Below are 17281 nucleotides of genomic sequence, written 5' to 3' on the forward strand. Positions count from 1 at the left end.
TTCTATCAGTCCTAGAAATTATAGAGCCGATTTAGTATAAGCTGAGCGAATGCTCAGCTTTTTTTGATCCAACGACTTATATAAGCTTGAGGAAGTTCTAAGAGATTATGAAACTCTTTGTATTTGTAAGGAATACTTGAAGACTTGTATCATTCTCGCTATAATAGGAAAGAATTTTTGAAGGAAGGTTAGACAATGATTTATTTTGATAATAGTGCAACAACAGCAATTTATCCGTTAGCACTTGATACATATGTAAAGACGAGTCAACGCATTATGGGAAATCCCTCGAGTCTTCATGACTTGGGTACACAGGCTAGTCGTCTGTTACAGCAAGCACGTAAACAAATTGCAGAGCTATTAACAGTTCAAACCAATGAAATATTTTTTACGAGTGGTGGTACTGAAGGGGACAATTGGGTATTAAAAGGGACAGCAATCGCGAAACGTGATTATGGAAATCATATTATTATTTCTAGTGTAGAACACCCAGCGATTAGTCGAACTGCGGCACAGTTAAGTGAACTTGGGTATGAAGTAAGTATCGCCCCTGTTGACGAGAAGGGCTTTGTAATAGTAGACAAACTTAAAGAATTGATTCGCCCAGAAATAATTTTAGTTTCAGTTATGGGTGTAAATAATGAGATAGGAGCAATTCAACCCATTGAGGAAATTAGCAAGGTATTAGAGAGTTACCCGAAGATTCACTTTCATGTGGATGCGGTTCAAGCTATTGGAAAAGTTGATCAAGCTAAATGGCTAACATCTAGAGTTGATTTTGCAACTTTCTCTGCGCATAAATTTCATGGACCGCGAGGCGTTGGGTTTATTTACTGGAAAACTGGGAAAAAATTAGCACCACTATTAAATGGCGGTGGTCAGGAAAGTGGACAACGTGCCACTACAGAAAATCTTCCAGCAATCGTAGCAATGAGTCGTGCTTTACGAATGCACCTTGAGAAAAAGGAAGAGAAACCTAATCATACCGCAGTTATTCGTCAATATTTAAAAGAGGCCTTGTCCGGCTTTGATAAGGTAGCAATTTTTTCGGGTGACGATAATTTTGCTCCTCACATCTTGACGTTCGGAATAAAAGGCATTCGTGGTGAGGTTTTGGTACATGCTCTAGAAGAAAAACAAATTTTTGTCTCAACGACTAGTGCTTGTTCCAGCCGAAAAAAAGTTGATAGCTCTACTTTGCATGCAATGAATGTTCCACATGAGATTGCCACAACAGCTGTACGTGTGAGTTTAGATGAAGCTAATACCATGGCAGAAGCAGAACAATTTATGATAGTGTTCAATCATTTATACAACAGATTTTCAAAGATTAACTAAAAAAATGATACTTAAAGAGTAAGTAATAAGGAGAATGATCGTGCAATATACAGAAATTATGGTTCGCTATGGGGAACTTTCGACAAAAGGAAAGAATCGGCGTAGTTTTATTATGCGATTAGCACAAAATGTACGTGGAGCATTAGTAGAGTTTCCAGAGCTAAAAATCCACGCTGATCGTGATCGCATGCATATTTTGTTAAATGGCGAAGACAGCCGACTAGTTTTGCCAAAGTTGGAAAAGGTCTTTGGAATTCAAACATTTTCACCTAGTATCCGGGTTGAAAAAAATTTAGACGATTTAAAGCAAATGACACAGAAAATTATGAAAGAAATTTACACTGGAAAAGAAACGTTTAAAATTACAGCAAAACGCAGCGACCATAACTTCGAGTTAGACAGTCACGGCTTACAGCAATTTTTGGGAAATGCGGTAATGGATGTTTTTCCAGAAATAAAAGCTCAGATGAAGCGCCCAGATATCAATTTGAGGGTAGAAATCCGACGTGATGGAGCTTACCTTTCGTATGAAACGATTAAAGGAGCAGGTGGACTACCAGTAGGTACTAGCGGCCGAGGGATGTTAATGCTTTCTGGTGGAATTGATTCTCCAGTGGCTGGCTACTTGGCAATGAAGCGTGGTGTTGAGATTGAAGCTGTACACTTCGCAAGTCCACCGTATACAAGCGAACAAGCTTTGCAAAAGGCAAAAGATTTAACAGAGAAGCTGACACCTTATGTAGGGGCAATCCAATTTATCGAAGTACCGTTCACTGAAATTCAAGAGGAAATCAAAAGGCATAGCCCGCAAGGATATTGGATGACGCTAACGAGACGAATGATGCTGCGTTTGACCGATGCGATTCGTGAAATGCGTCATGGGTTAGTTATTGTGAATGGTGAATCGTTGGGACAAGTTGCTTCACAAACATTACACAGTATGGTGGCTATTAATGAAGTCACAGCAACCCCTATTATTCGACCTGTTGTAACGATGGATAAGACTGAAATTATAGAACTAGCCGAAAAAATTGATACCTTTGAATTAGCAATTCAACCTTTTGAAGACTGCTGTACGATTTTTGCGCCGCCACAACCAAAAACACGCCCTAAATTGGATAAAGTTTTAGAACTAGAAGAACGTTTTGACATTGAAGGATTAATGTCTCGCTGTTTAGCAGGTTTAAAGATCGAAGAAATTACTCCTAGTCAATCAGAAAAAGTCGAAGAATTTGCGGACTTTTTATAATATTCTTGAGCAAGAAAAGACACTTTCTTGCTCTTTTTTTGTCAAAAGATTGTTATTGGTTTTTCTACATGTTAAAATTGTTTATGTGAAGTATTTAACAAACGTATTGAGTATAGATAATAGAGTTTCGCAAAGAAGCGAATTCGAAGATATTTGTAAGATAATCTATTTTTGACAAACAAGGAGAACGACCATGGAGCGCATCATTCAAAAACCACAACTATCGAAAGCAACAACCAAAAGACTGTCTTTGTATTTACGTTGTTTAAAAGGATTAGAAAAAAACGGCGTTACTCGCATAAAATCTTCTGAGCTAAGTAAAATGACTCAGGTTGGTTCTGCGACGATTCGTCGAGATTTTTCACATTTTGGTGAACTAGGTAGAAGCGGCTACGGCTACGATGTCAGCGATTTAATCAAAGTTTTTAGCGACATGCTTGAAACGAAGGAAGAAAAGCGGATTGCGTTGATTGGCTGTGGAAATTTAGGGCAGGCTCTCTTAAATAATAATTTTCGTCGAAATGAAAACCTAAATATTGTTTGTGCTTTTGACAATGATCCAGAAAAAGTTGGAAAAGAAATCTGTGGATATCGAGTGTATTCAATTGATGAGATGAACGATGTCTTAGCGGAGGAAAAAATTACAGTGGCTATTTCGACTGTACCAAGTCAAAATGCACAAGGAGCAATTGATCGGGTAGTTGCTAATGGCATCACGGCTATTTTGAATTTTGCACCAGATCCGCTGAAGGTCCCTGATAATGTCCATGTTCATTATATTGACTTGACTTCTGAATTGCAGACATTGATCTATTTTGATGGTCAGTAGGGCTTTACAAGTTTCAGACTTCATTGTAGAATGAGTCAGACGATGAACAAGAGGAGTACATGAATATCAAAGATTTAGAGAGAAGATGCTAGGCTGAAACATTTTCACTTTGATTCATGGAAGGTAGCTTGGGAGTTTTGCGATCCGAAACGAGTAAGAACGCACGGCACATGACCGTTATGACATGAATGAGCGGCAGATTTTTTCTGCAATTTAGGTGGTACCGCGTAATTTACGTCCTAGAACACAATCGTGTTCTAGGACGTTTTTCGTTAATAAAGCAGTAAATAATAATTTTAGTATGTACTGTATATAAGTTAACGATAACATTTTTTGAATCATTAATTTAGGAGGATCATATATGACTGAAAATTTACCAACAAAATTCAATCCGCAAGAAGTTGAAGCTGGTCGGTATCAAAAATGGTTGGATCAAGATTTATTTAAACCATCGGAAGATAAGCAAGCAAAACCTTACTCTATTGTAATCCCACCACCAAATGTAACGGGAAAGTTGCATTTAGGCCACGCTTGGGATACAACTTTGCAAGACATGATTATTCGCCAAAAACGTATGCAAGGGTTTGATACTTTGTGGTTACCGGGAATGGATCACGCAGGTATAGCTACCCAAGCAAAAGTTGAAGAGAAATTAAGAGAACAAGGAATTTCTCGCTATGATCTCGGACGTGAAAAATTCGTTGATCAAGTGTGGGAATGGAAAGAGGAGTATGCTGGACATATTCGCGAACAATGGGCGAAGTTAGGCTTATCACTAGATTATAGTCGTGAGCGATTTACACTTGATGATGGTTTGTCGGAAGCAGTTCGCAAAGTCTTCGTCTCTTTATACGAGAAAGAATTAATCTATCGTGGCGAATATATTATCAACTGGGATCCGCAGGCTAAAACGGCGTTATCCGATATTGAAGTAATCCATAAAGATTTAGAAGGTGCTTTCTATCATGTTTCTTATCCGTTAGCTGATGGCAGTGGCGTATTAGAAATTGCAACGACACGTCCCGAAACTATGTTGGGAGATACGGCTATTGCCGTTCATCCTGAGGACGAACGCTATCAAGATTTAATTGGAAAAATGGCGATCCTGCCATTAGTTGATAAAGAAATTCCAATCATTGCAGACAGCTATGTAGATCGCGAGTTTGGGACAGGAGCTGTTAAAATCACACCGGCTCATGACCCTAATGACTTTGAAGTTGGAAATCGTCATGATTTGCCAAGGGTGAATGTAATGAATGCAGATGGTAGCATGAATGAACTTGCTGGGAAATATGCTGGAATGGACCGATTCGAAGCTCGAAAAGCCATCGTTGCTGATCTTAAAGAAATTGGCCGTTTGATCAAAGTTGAAAAGATGGTTCACAGCGTAGGGCATTCGGAAAGAACCGGCGTTGTAGTAGAACCTCGTTTGTCTACTCAATGGTTTGTCAAGATGGGGCCATTAGCGGATCAAGCAGTCAAAAATCAAAGTACAGACAATGCAGTCGAATTCTTCCCACCACGTTTTAATAATACGTTTATGACTTGGATGGAAAATGTTCATGACTGGGTTATTTCTCGTCAATTATGGTGGGGACATCGTATTCCAGCATGGTATCACAAAGAAACGGGTGAAATGTATGTTGGAATGGAAGCACCTGCGGATAGTGAAAATTGGGAACAAGATCCAGATGTATTAGATACTTGGTTTAGTTCAGCATTATGGCCGTTTTCTACGATGGGCTGGCCAAATGAAGATAGTGAAGATTATAAACGTTATTTTCCAACAAGCACATTAGTTACTGGCTATGATATTATTTTCTTCTGGGTTAGTCGGATGATTTTCCAAAGCTTAGAGTTTACAGATGAGCGTCCATTTAAAAATGTTCTCATTCATGGATTGATCCGAGATGAGCAAGGGCGCAAGATGAGTAAATCATTGGGGAATGGAATTGACCCAATGGATGTCATTGAAAAGTATGGAGCAGATGCTTTACGTTGGTTCCTTTCAACGGGGTCAGCACCAGGACAAGATGTTCGGTTCAGTTATGAAAAAATGGATGCTGCTTGGAATTTCATCAATAAAATTTGGAATGCTTCTCGTTTTGTAATTATGAATGTTGAAGGCTTCACTGCAGAAAATGTTGATTTAACTGGAGAAAAAACAGTTGCAGATCGTTGGATTCTAACGCGTCTGAATGAAACGATTGAAAAAGTAACGAGCTTATTTGATCAATTTGAATTTGGTGAAGCGGGACGTCAGCTCTATAATTTTATGTGGGATGATTTTTGTGACTGGTATATCGAAATGAGTAAAGAAATACTTTATGGAGAAAATGAAGATGCAAAACAAACGACGAAGAGCATCTTAGTTTACGTGTTAGATCAAACCCTACGATTGTTACATCCAATTATGCCGTTTGTGACAGAAGAGATATGGGCGAAGATTCCACATGTAGGTGAATCACTAGTCGTTGCAGAGTATCCAGTTGTTCATCCAGAGAACAACGATGAAACTGCCGCAAAAGGTATGGAAGTTTTAAAAGAGTTGATTCGTTCTGTTCGAAATATTCGTGCTGAAGTGAATACTCCTCTTTCAAAACCGATTACTTTATTAATTAAAACAAACGATCCGAAAGTAGATAAATTCTTGATTGAAAATACCAGCTATATCGAACGCTTCTGTAACCCAGAAGAATTAGTTATCGCGAGCGATATTATTGCTCCAGACTTAGCAATGTCAGCCGTGCTAACAGGTGCAGAGATTTATCTTCCTCTAGCTGGTTTGATAAATATCGACGAAGAAATCAAACGATTAGAAAAAGAATTAGCAAAATGGACTGGCGAGGTAAAACGCGTTCAAGGGAAATTAGCAAACGAACGATTTGTTTCCAATGCCCCTGAAAATGTTGTAGCAGAGGAACGTGCGAAGGAAAAAGACTATTTGGAAAAGCAAGCAGCAGTGCAAGAGCGTATCGAAAGCTTACGAACAATTTCGTAAAATAGTATCTCGGATTAATGGAGATGGTCAGAAGATGACCGTCTCCATTTTTCTATTTGCTAGTAAAAGTAAAGGTAAAAAATTCTTTTAAGTGAATTCATCTATGCAAAAACAATCTTTCTTTGAAAAACTTTGCTATACTGAAAGCATGAAAAAAATGATATAAAATGAGGCGAATAACTTTGACGATAGAAGAAGCGATTGCTTGGATTCATAGTCGAAAAAAATTTGGGTCACGCCCAGGTTTAGATCGTATCCAAGCCTTATTAAATAGAGTAGACAATCCTGAGAAAAAAGTACCAGTGATTCATGTAGCGGGAACAAACGGAAAAGGATCAACAGTGGCTTATTTACGCAGTATCCTGATTGAAGCAGGTGTAACAGTAGGAAGCTTTACTTCACCTTACATTGAAGAATTTAATGAACGAATTGCTATTGACGCAAAACCAATTCTTGACTCAGCTTTGATCCATTATGTCCAAAAATATCAATCAATCGTTGCGGAGCTTGATAAGGAACCCTCGATTAGTGGTATTACAGAATTTGAGATTTTAACAGCCATTATGTTGGATTATTTTGCAGACGAGAAGATCGATGTTGCCATTGTCGAAGTTGGCTTAGGTGGGTTACTTGATTCGACTAACGTAGTAGAGCCGATTTTAACAGCAATTACTACGATCGGTTACGATCATATGGAAATTCTAGGCGATACATTAAATGAAATTGCGCAACAGAAGGCAGGAATCATTAAAAAAAATGTACCAATAGTAACTGGGAAAATTACAAAAGGTCCGTTGATCGAGATTGTGGAAAAAGCTGCAGCTGAAACTGCAAAAGTTTATCGTTTTGGAGAAGAGTATCAGGTGGATTATTTACGTCCGGATACCATTTGGGGAGAACTATTTAATTTTACAGATCATGCAGGAAAACTTTCTTCTCTCAAGGTGCCATTATTAGGACGACATCAAGTTGAAAATGCAGGCGTTGCAATTGAACTGTTCCATCTCTATTGCGAACAACAAGGATTACCGTTTGAAGAAAAAATTATTCAACGAGGATTATCAAAAGCACAATGGCCTGCGAGAATGGAAAAAATCAGTGATGAGCCACTAATTGTTATGGATGGTGCCCATAATGGACATGCCATCAAACGTCTAGTTGAAAACGTAAAAAGAGAATTTCGTGACTACAATATAAAAATTCTTTTTTCAGCATTAGAGACGAAAGACATCGATCAAATGCTAGCATTGCTATCAGAGATTCCAAATGTTCAAATTTATTTAACAACGTTTGAATATCCAAACGCATTAGATCTTAGCCGATTTGATAAAGCAGATAGCCGTTTTGAAGTAGTTTCTTTATGGCAATTCGGGTTAGGAGAATTACTGGAAGATATGGGATCGGATGATTTATTATTAATTACGGGCTCACTGTACTTTGTTTCCGAAGTACGTCAATTATTACTAAATTTAGGAGGTACGAATGAAAAAAGTTAAGGGAATTATTTTCGATATGGATGGTTTGTTGTTTGATACAGAATCGATTTATTGTGAGGCAAATTTAGTGGTCGCTGAAAAATATGGCATTCCTTTCACTAAAGAGACCTATGCACGCTTCATTGGCATTTCTGATGAAGAAGTATGGGCGGAGTTGCACAAAATGTATGCGGATCATGGAGAAGCGACTGTACAAAAGTTTATCGATGAGAGTTGGGGAATGGCACATGACCGTTTCAAAACAGGCGAGGTTGATCTGAAACCGGGTGTCCATGAATTACTGACCTATTTGGAAAAAAAAGGAATTCCACGAGTAGTAGCTTCAAGTAATGTACGCCCAGTGATTGAAATTCTATTAGAACATGCAGGTATTCGAGAGAAATTTTCTGATATCATTTCGGCAGAGGATGTGAAATGGGCAAAACCAGATCCAGAGATTTTTGTGATCGCAGCTGATCGATTAGGAATTGATGGTGCAGACGGATTAGTCTTAGAGGATTCAAAAAATGGTATCTTAGCAGCAGAAGGAGCAGGCATCCCAGTTGTTATGGTACCTGATATAGTACCGCCAACGGATAAACTGAAAGAGAAAACGGCAGCAGTTTTTCCAACGCTGCATGATGTGATTGATTTTTTAGAGGATTAATTAATGCTCCTTTGCGTACTTTAGTGAAAAGTACTCAAAGGAGTTTTTTATGGAAAAGAGTTTATTGTTACAAGAACTTCCAGAAAGTTCTTGGCCACGTGAGCGTTTGTTGCGAGAGGGTGAAAAGCATTTATCTGATCAAGAATTATTGGCGATTATCTTGCGTAATGGATCGCGTCAGCAAAATGTAATGGAGCTGGCAGGAAGTATTTTACGTGAATATCCAGCACTTTATGATTTAAAACATGCGTCACTGCAAGAACTCCAACAATTTAAAGGGATTGGTGAAACACGTGCAGTTGAATTAAAAGCAGTGATGGAGTTTGGCTACCGTATTAATCGAGCTTTACAACCTAAAATGGGGCGAGTCCAATCTAGTCTATCTCTGGGACAACTTCTGATCTCTGAGCTGAAGGACTGTCAACAGGAACATTTAGTAGCTTTTTTCTTGAATACCAAAAATGAGATTATTTTACAGAAAACGATTTTTATCGGTTCCTTAAATCAAAGCATCGCTCATCCAAGAGAGATCTTTCGAGAGGCCGTTCGAATCAGTGCGGCACGAGTCGCTTTGGGACACAACCACCCATCTGGAAATCCAACACCTTCGCAGAATGATTTGGATTTTACGGAACGTGTTAGAGAGTGTGGTGCAATGATGGGAATTGAGCTACTTGACCATATTATTGTTGGAGAAACCAAATATTTCAGTTTACGTGAAGAAAATTACTTAAAGTAGCGATTGAAAACCCTTGCGCCTAAGCTAAAACCAGTGGTAAACTATTATTGTAATTTTGTTTGAGTTGCGAGTTGGTATACAGATGTTTCCCTTTTCGTAGGCCAGCAATGTTACAATCAATAAGTGCTTAGGCACGAGGAGGATTTTATTCATGGAAAACGGAACAGTAAAATGGTTTAACGCAGAAAAAGGTTTTGGCTTCATCACTCGTGAAGATGGCAGCGATGTATTCGTACATTTCTCAGCTATCCAAGGCGACGGTTTCAAAACATTAGAAGAAGGACAAGCAGTAACTTTCGATGTTGAAGAAAGCGATCGCGGACCTCAAGCAGCAAACGTAGTTAAACAATAAAATTATAAGCCTTAGAGACGATTCTCTAAGGCTTTTTTATACTCTTTTTTGTCTGAGTTATCGAGCATATTTGATAATTAAAGGGACCTACTTAATGCGAATTCTCTAAGGAGTATTGAAAAAATTGATCTTCTTCTAAATCTTCAGTATGATTCGCATCATTGGTTGCTAATGCTGCTTTTCCGATACAATACTGCCAAAAAAATTCAAAAAAGAGAGAATCGCTCCTATTGGGTTGAAGGGAGGAAAAAGTCTCTTTTGTTACTTGTTTAACCATTTGAATTGTGTCAGAATCTTGTAGAAAAAAACGATGGAACTCATCTGGATAATCTGTAGCATAGTTCATGATGGCTGTCGACAAAGCTTTTAGCGTTTTTGGTTCTTGATCTTCTATAAAATCTTGATATTTTACAATAATACGATTCGTCAAAACGGATTTCAACTCAGCCAAATTGGTAAACTCACGATAGATAGGTTGTGTCGAGCAAGCAATATGTTTTGCGATATTCCGAGCATGGAACTTTTTGAAGCCTTCATTGATAATCAATTGATACGCTCCATCAATGATATGACTCCGTTGCACGCGTTGTGTTCTAACCATAGTTTCTCTTCCTTTATCTTAAATTCAAGAAATTTTAAAATAACTGCTGATAGTTATTAGCTCTTTCTAACTAACTTTCATTGTGCAAATAATCTAGTTGTTTGTCAATTGATTTTTTTGTAATTTCAGGAAAATAATCTATTTTTTTGCACAAAAAATGAGAAATCAAGAAATGAGAGCAAATACTCAAAAATCTCTATGAAAATAAAAAAACATCTATCTGATTATCAGATAGATGTTTTTGTTAATTATCAGGAGTCATAATCATCGGTAGAATCATTGGATGACGTTCTGTTTGATCAAACAGAAAAGGTTGCAACGCAGCGACCATTGTATTTTTCAATTTTGTTTCTGTACATCCAGGTTCATTTAAGACTTCACGTAAGGCATGGAATAAAATTCGTTGGCCTTCATTAATCATTTCTCCTGATTCTCTCATGTAAACAAATCCACGAGATAAAATGTCTGGACCAGCCAAAATTTCTTTTTTCTCAATATCTACTGTGGCAACAGCTAATACTAACCCTTCTTCAGAGAGGATCCGACGGTCACGTAGAACGACATTACCGATATCACCAATGCCACTTCCGTCAACATAAACATCGCTAGCATTAAAGTGTCCGGCACGACGAGCGCTATCCGCTGTTAAGGCAAGCATGTCGCCATTTTCCATAATAAAGCAATTTTCTTCTGGAACACCAGTGTCTTGAGCCAATCCTGTGTGGATTTTCAACATACGAAATTCACCATGAATGGGAACAAAGTATTTTGGTTTCATTAAACGCAACATTAATTTCTGTTCTTGTTGACTACCATGTCCAGAAGTATGGATATTATTTACTTTTCCGTGAATAACTTCAGCACCAGCTTCAGAAAGCAAATTGATTAGATGGTTGACGCTCGTTGTGTTTCCAGGTATTGGTGAACTTGAGAAAATTACAGTATCATCTGGTTGGATCTGTATTTGCCGATGCGTACCATTTGCGATACGTGAAAGGGCGGCCATCGGTTCACCTTGAGAACCAGTACATAAAATCATCAATTCGTTAGCTGGTAGATGATTGATTTCATGAGCATCTACAAAAGTACCATCAGGCACAGAAATATAGCCTAATTTTTGTCCATTGACAATGGCATTCTCCATACTGCGTCCAAACACTGCAATTTTGCGTCCAGTAGCAACAGCAGCTGAAGCAGCTTGCTGTAGACGAGAAATATTTGAAGCGAAGGTAGCGAAGATAATTCGTCCTTCAATTTTTTCCATAATCCGTAAGATTGATTGACCAATTGTTTGTTCCGATTTAGTGAAAGTAGGAACTTCTGCGTTGGTACTATCAGAAAGCAAACACAACACGCCCTCTTCACCAAGTTTGGCCATTCGATGCAAGTTGGCTGGTTGACCAACGGGAGTGAAGTCAAATTTGAAGTCACCTGTTTCTACAATGTTTCCAGAAGGTGTTTTAACTACTACACCTAACGGATCAGGGATACTATGGGTAGTGCGGAAAAAACTTACCGATGTTTTTCGGAAACGAATTACTGAATCCTCATCGATTTCGTGTAATTCTGCATCTCGTAATAACCCGTGTTCGTCTAGCTTGTTTTTAATCAATGCCAGCGCTAAGGCACCTGCATAAATTGGAATATTTGCTTGTTTTAGCAGGTAAGGCACACCGCCGATATGATCTTCGTGACCATGAGTGATAACAAGCGCTTTTACTTTATTGATATTTTGGACAACGTAACTAAAATCGGGAATGACATAATCAATTCCTAATAAATCATCTTCAGGAAATTTTATTCCAGCATCGATAATGATGATTTCATCTTGGAATTGGACCCCATACATATTTTTTCCGATTTCGCCCAATCCACCAATGGCAAAGACACCAGTTTCATTGTTTTTTAGCGAAAGTTTCATGCTAGAACTCCATTAACTTGAAGTCGGCATTTTCTTTTTCGTATTCTAAATGATTGCCTTCTAAAAGTTGGATGTATTCCACGTTATATGGGGTGTTTTCACGTAATAAGTTGTGAACCATTTCTTCATTCTCAGCTTCCACGTACAATGATTGTGTTTGTTCACGTTTTGGGTTGCGCTCTTTGGTTTCTTGATAATAAACTTTGTAAATCATGAATCTATCTCCTTTATTTGCTTAATAGCAATTTTTTCCACGACAAAATGAGGGGCGGCTGCCACCTATTTTTTTATGCTCAACATTTTAGTATGGACTAAAGCGTTGAGAAGAAGCCTCGTCTTTGCTTCCTGCTTGAAAAAACAATTTCACCGTTCTTACAACAATTACTTGTAGTTTATCACAGAATAAATAAGAAGTATAGAAACTAGGAAGTGAAATGAGTATTCCTTAGAAAATTTCAGAAAGTTTAAAAAGCAAATATAAAAAAACAAATTACTGAGCAGACAGAGGTCTTTTATTTATGCTATATTGGAGTCATTACGGTATAGAAAGAGGCGAGAAAAAATGAAGTTGATGTTGCGGTATACCTTACGCTACAAAAAGCTATTATTATTTGATTTCATCAGTGTTTTCGGATTTATCTTAATTGAGTTAGGGTTACCGACGATTCTAGCGATGATGATTGACAAGGGGATTGGAAATAACGATTTTACTTATGTACAAAAGATGGGGCTCATAATGATTGCGATTACAGTTGTCGGCATCATCATGAGTATCTCATTACGCTACTTTAGTTCTCAGATTACCTCGAGAATGGTAGCAGCCATTCGTGATGATCTTTTTGAGAAGGTCCAAACTTTTTCCCATTCAGAATATGAACAAATTGGTGTCCCATCATTGATTACAAGGGCAACCAACGATGCCTATCAAATCATGTTGTTTATGCAAAATATTTTGACTACAGGGTTTATGACTCCTATGATGTTCGGGATGAGTTTGTACTTGATTATGCGTACGAGTCCTGGCTTAGGCGTTTATGTATTGTTATCATTGCCTATTCTATTATTAGCGGTTATTTTGATTGCAAAATATTCAGAGCCATTATCAACGAAGCAACAAAAGAACTTAGATAATATTAATGGCATTCTTCGGGAAAATCTTTCGGGTCTACGGGTAATTCGTGCTTTTGTTAACGAAAAATTCGAGGAAATGCGGTTTCGCTTAGTCAATGATGCGTATACAAATAGTTCAAAAAGTTTATTTCATTTGATGGCGGTAGCTCAACCAGGATTTTTCTTTCTATTTAATATTGTCATGGTGTTGATCATTTGGAATGGAACCGTACAAATTAGCCAAGGTTCTTTAGCTGTTGGGACGCTAATTGCGTTTATTGAATATATTTTTCATGCGTTATTTTCATTTATGCTTTTTGCGACTGTTTTCATGATGTATCCTCGAGCCAATGTTTCTGCACAACGGATACAAGAAATTTTTGATATGGATCCGTTGATTAAGGATAATCCAGAAAAAATGGTACAACCATTGGAAAAAAGTTCATTAGAGTTTAGAGACGTGACATTTGCTTACCCAGGTCACTCAGAAAGTCCTGTGATTCGTAATGTTAGTTTTACAGCAAAACCGGGGGAAACAGTTGCATTTATTGGTAGTACTGGATCTGGAAAGTCGACACTGATCCAATTGATTCCGCGTTTTTATGATGTGACAGAAGGACAAGTATTGGTCGATGGTCAAGATGTCCGGAATTATAGTTTGAAAGACTTGAGAGAAAAAATTGGCTACATTCCACAAAAAGCACAATTATTTACAGGAACGATTGCAGACAACTTGCGTTACGGGAAAAAGGACGCAACGCAAGAGGAAATGGAAGAGGCCGCAGAGATTGCTCAAGCCGCAGATTTTATCGCACAAAAACCAAACGGCTATCAGGAAGAGTTAGCAGAAGGCGGCAGTAATTTCTCAGGTGGACAGAAGCAACGATTAGCGATTGCCCGTGCAGTAATTCGCCGTCCAGAAATTTATATTTTTGACGACAGTTTTTCCGCATTGGATTATCAAACGGATGCGAAACTTCGAGCACGTTTAAAAAAGGAAACAACAGAATCAGCGGTGCTAATTGTCGCACAACGTGTAGGAACAATTATGCATGCGGATAAAATTGTCGTATTAAACGAGGGAGATGTTGTCGGAATTGGCACACATCGGGAGTTGTTGGAAAACTGTCCAATTTATTACGATATTGCTGCCTCACAGTTATCGAAGGAGGAATTGGCATGAGAAAATATACTTCTTCTTTAAAACGTTTGATGCATTATATTAATCCATATAAAAAAACGTTTATTTTAGTTTTAGTGTTGGCTATAGGGACGTTACTTTTAGGAACATGGATGCCCTATTTGACTGGTTTACCAACTACAGAGGTAAGTAAAAATATTGCACAAGGAGAATCAATTAATTTTGATTACGTCTTTAAATGGCTTGTCGTAATTGTTATTGTGGGTATCGCCTATTGTGGGACTCAATTAGGAACAGGATGGTTAATGGCGAATGTTGTTCAATCGGCTATGCGCGATCTCCGTGAAGATATCGAAGCAAAAATTAATCGTCTACCAGTTTCTTATTTTGATCGCAACCAACAAGGAAATATTTTATCGCGTGTGACGAATGATGTAGATGCTGTAAGTAATGCGATGCAACAAGCGATTATTAAATCAATCAATGCAGTTTTAGGAATCTTATTGGCTGTTGCAATGATGTTTTATATCAATCCTATGATGGCCGTTATATCCATGATTATGATTCCTTTGTCACTTATTATTTCGAGAAAAATCGTTCAAGTGTCACAAAAAGATTTCCAAGGAATGCAAAATTCTTTAGGCGAGCTAAATGGTTTTGTACAGGAAAACATGACGGGTTTTAGTGTCTTGAAGCTTTATGGACGTGAACAAGAAACTCTAGCAGGCTTCAGCGAAGTAAACCATAAGCTGCGGCGGTTTGGGTTTCGGGCAGCGTTTGTTTCCAGTTTAATGCAGCCTTTGGTTCAATTGACAGCTTATGCTACTTATATTGCAATGGCGATTTTAGGTAGCTGGAACGTTATTCATGGGGTGATTTTGGTCGGACAACTTCAAGCATTCATTCAGTACATTTGGCAAGTCAGTCAGCCAATGGGAGAAATTACTCAATTATCTTCTATGATTCAAAGTGCTTCAGCTTCAGCTAAACGTGTTTTTGAGATTTTAGATGAACCAGAGGAAGAACTAAATGATCATGATCTGCCATTACCAGAACCAGTACAAGGGAATGTTGTTTTCGATCACGTTCGATTTAGCTATGATCCAAAGAAACCGTTAATTGAGGATCTAAGCTTTGAAGTGAAAGCAGGTGAAACGGTAGCAATTGTGGGGCCAACTGGTGCTGGAAAAACGACATTAATTAATTTATTGATGCGCTTTTATGATATCAATAGTGGAAAGATTTTGATTGATGGTGTGAATACCCAAGAGATGAATCGATCGGATGTTCGCTCGTTGTTCGGCATGGTTTTGCAGGACGCATGGTTGTATGAAGGGACGATTGGGGACAACATCCGCTTTGGCCGCTTAGAGGCGACAGATTATGAAGTTGTTGATGCCGCGAAAACGGCTAACGTCGATCACTTTATTCGAACAATGCCAGGTGGTTATGAAATGGAAATTAATTCTGAAGGGAATAATGTTTCTCTCGGTCAAAAGCAACTATTGACGATTGCGCGAGCGATTATTTCTGATCCTAAAATTTTAATTTTAGATGAAGCAACTAGTTCAGTAGATACGCGTTTGGAAGGGTTGATTCAAAAGGCGATGGATCGGGTAATGGAAGGCCGTACGAGCTTTGTCATTGCTCATAGATTGTCCACTATTCGCGACGCTGATCATATCTTAGTGATGCGTGATGGACAAATTATTGAACACGGCACACACAACGAATTATTGGCTCAAGGCGGTTTTTATGAGCAACTTTACAATAGTCAGTTTATGGAAGAAGCAGAATAATTTTTTAAGGACAGCAATCTACAGTGCTGTCCTTTTTTAGAAATGTTTCTTTCGATTAAGACATAGCAGTTAAGGAAGTGATAATGAATAAATGCTATACTTATCTAGAAAAGAAGGTTATCAAAGCTTAGAAAAAAGTTCAATCGAGTGGAGGAAATCGAATGTCAAATTTTATTGCTCAGAGCGCAGATGTTTATGGCGATGTGATATTAGACGAGGGTTCAACGATATGGTTTCAAAGTGTTTTACGCGGAGATAGCAACAAAATATCAATCGGTAAAATGAGTAATGTGCAAGATGGTACTATTGTTCATGTTGATCATGATGCGCCAACGGTTATTGAAGATTACGTAACGATTGGGCATGCTTGCATTATTCACGGCTGTATAATACGCTCGGGGGCGTTAGTCGGGATGGGCGCGACTGTTTTGAATCATGCGGAAATTGGAGAAAATAGTCTGATCGGAGCGGGGTCGTTAGTAACGGAAGGAACTATTATTCCTAAAAATTCTCTAGCTTTTGGATCGCCAGCACGTGTCATTCGTCAATTGACTTCTGAAGAAATCAAAAAGACCCGAGCCAATGCTGAACATTATTATGAATTAGGTCAAATGTATTTAAAGAATGAAATTCATCCGGTTCAAACAAAGGAAGCCACTCATGAAGGAGACTAGTTTTTTGTTGTTGCAAGCGCAACTAAGAGCTTTGTTTCCTGACGATGGATTGAATCAATTAGCCATTTATGAGGATCAAGAAGAGCATTTTCTAATCTTTTCTAATCGTGGTCTTCACGTACTAGAAGAGGATGAATTAACAAAGGCCCCACGGAATGTTTACTACACAATGGATAGTTTGAAACCATTTTCGATCAGACAACAGGCAGGAGTCTTTGAATTGATCGTGACAACAATGGGGGAAAAAAATTTTGTAATAGCTTTTCCAGATCAAGGTGAGGCACATCATGCACTGCAAACACTTATTGAGCTCCTGGATCAGTAAGACGCTTTAGTGTAATTTTTTCTTGATTCCTATTATAATCTTACTTAAAGGAAGTGATAA

15 protein-coding genes and 1 other annotated feature are annotated in these 17281 nt (G+C 38.2%); of the genes, 12 read left to right on the plus strand and 3 right to left on the minus strand.

The genetic code is table 11. From position 1 onward, the window contains the following. Window positions 1-195: 195 nt before the first annotated feature. From RV13_RS03395 to RV13_RS03430, 8 genes are all read left to right on the plus strand, one after another. Window positions 196-1338, plus strand: coding sequence for a cysteine desulfurase family protein (locus RV13_RS03395; RefSeq protein ID WP_060789263.1), 1143 nt, complete (start codon window positions 196-198; stop codon window positions 1336-1338). A 40-nt stretch (window positions 1339-1378) separates the two neighbouring features. Then, window positions 1379-2587, plus strand: a complete 1209-nt coding sequence (thiI, locus tag RV13_RS03400) for a tRNA uracil 4-sulfurtransferase ThiI (RefSeq protein ID WP_010746774.1) — start codon at window positions 1379-1381, stop codon at window positions 2585-2587. 193 nt (window positions 2588-2780) lie between these two features. Beyond that, window positions 2781-3416 carry a redox-sensing transcriptional repressor Rex gene (locus tag RV13_RS03405; RefSeq protein WP_010746773.1) on the plus strand — a complete coding sequence of 212 codons (636 nt, stop codon included), beginning with the start codon at window positions 2781-2783 and terminating at the stop codon, window positions 3414-3416. Window positions 3417-3449: 33 nt separating this feature from the next. Next, window positions 3450-3661, plus strand: a binding site (T-box leader). Between the two features lie 116 nt (window positions 3662-3777). Next, complete coding sequence (locus RV13_RS03410; RefSeq protein ID WP_010746772.1) at window positions 3778-6417, plus strand: valine--tRNA ligase; 2640 nt, start codon at window positions 3778-3780, stop codon at window positions 6415-6417. Between the two features lie 167 nt (window positions 6418-6584). Then, entirely contained in the window at window positions 6585-7913 is a 1329-nt protein-coding gene (locus RV13_RS03415) for a bifunctional folylpolyglutamate synthase/dihydrofolate synthase (protein ID WP_035015681.1), read from the plus strand. After that, window positions 7900-8559 (plus strand): HAD family hydrolase, encoded by a 660-nt coding sequence (locus RV13_RS03420; RefSeq protein WP_010746770.1) that lies wholly within the window; start codon window positions 7900-7902, stop codon window positions 8557-8559. The genes RV13_RS03415 and RV13_RS03420 overlap by 14 nt, the downstream gene beginning before the upstream one ends. Before the next feature lie 49 nt (window positions 8560-8608). Then, complete coding sequence (gene radC / locus RV13_RS03425) at window positions 8609-9298, plus strand: RadC family protein (protein WP_010746769.1); 690 nt, start codon at window positions 8609-8611, stop codon at window positions 9296-9298. 151 nt (window positions 9299-9449) lie between these two features. After that, a complete protein-coding gene (locus RV13_RS03430) occupies window positions 9450-9650 on the plus strand; it encodes a cold-shock protein (RefSeq protein WP_010746768.1) in 201 nt (66 codons plus the stop codon). Between the two features lie 91 nt (window positions 9651-9741). On the opposite strand, the gene RV13_RS03435 is transcribed toward RV13_RS03430, so the two are convergent. The 3 genes from RV13_RS03435 to RV13_RS03445 form a co-directional block, all read right to left on the minus strand. Beyond that, a complete protein-coding gene (locus RV13_RS03435; RefSeq protein WP_010746767.1) occupies window positions 9742-10251 on the minus strand; it encodes a TetR/AcrR family transcriptional regulator in 510 nt (169 codons plus the stop codon). Between the two features lie 244 nt (window positions 10252-10495). Then, entirely contained in the window at window positions 10496-12172 is a 1677-nt protein-coding gene (rnjA, locus tag RV13_RS03440) for a ribonuclease J1 (protein ID WP_010746766.1), read from the minus strand. 1 nt (window position 12173) lies between these two features. Next, window positions 12174-12386, minus strand: coding sequence for a DNA-directed RNA polymerase subunit epsilon (locus RV13_RS03445; RefSeq protein ID WP_010746765.1), 213 nt, complete (start codon window positions 12384-12386; stop codon window positions 12174-12176). A 348-nt stretch (window positions 12387-12734) separates the two neighbouring features. On the opposite strand from RV13_RS03445, the gene RV13_RS03450 reads away from it, so the two are divergent. The 4 genes from RV13_RS03450 (at window position 12735) to RV13_RS03465 (ending at window position 17221) form a co-directional block, all read left to right on the plus strand. Then, a complete protein-coding gene (locus RV13_RS03450; RefSeq protein WP_010746764.1) occupies window positions 12735-14465 on the plus strand; it encodes an ABC transporter ATP-binding protein in 1731 nt (576 codons plus the stop codon). Beyond that, a complete protein-coding gene (locus tag RV13_RS03455; protein WP_010746763.1) occupies window positions 14462-16222 on the plus strand; it encodes an ABC transporter ATP-binding protein in 1761 nt (586 codons plus the stop codon). The genes RV13_RS03450 and RV13_RS03455 overlap by 4 nt, the downstream gene beginning before the upstream one ends. A 161-nt stretch (window positions 16223-16383) precedes the next feature. Then, entirely contained in the window at window positions 16384-16896 is a 513-nt protein-coding gene (locus RV13_RS03460) for a gamma carbonic anhydrase family protein (RefSeq protein ID WP_010746762.1), read from the plus strand. After that, a complete protein-coding gene (locus tag RV13_RS03465) occupies window positions 16883-17221 on the plus strand; it encodes a hypothetical protein (RefSeq protein WP_010746761.1) in 339 nt (112 codons plus the stop codon). The genes RV13_RS03460 and RV13_RS03465 overlap by 14 nt, the downstream gene beginning before the upstream one ends. Window positions 17222-17281 lie beyond the last annotated feature (60 nt).

Origin of the sequence: Enterococcus raffinosus, assembly GCF_001886185.1 — a bacterium.
In the GTDB taxonomy this organism is placed as follows: Bacteria; Bacillota; Bacilli; order Lactobacillales; family Enterococcaceae; genus Enterococcus_A; species Enterococcus_A raffinosus.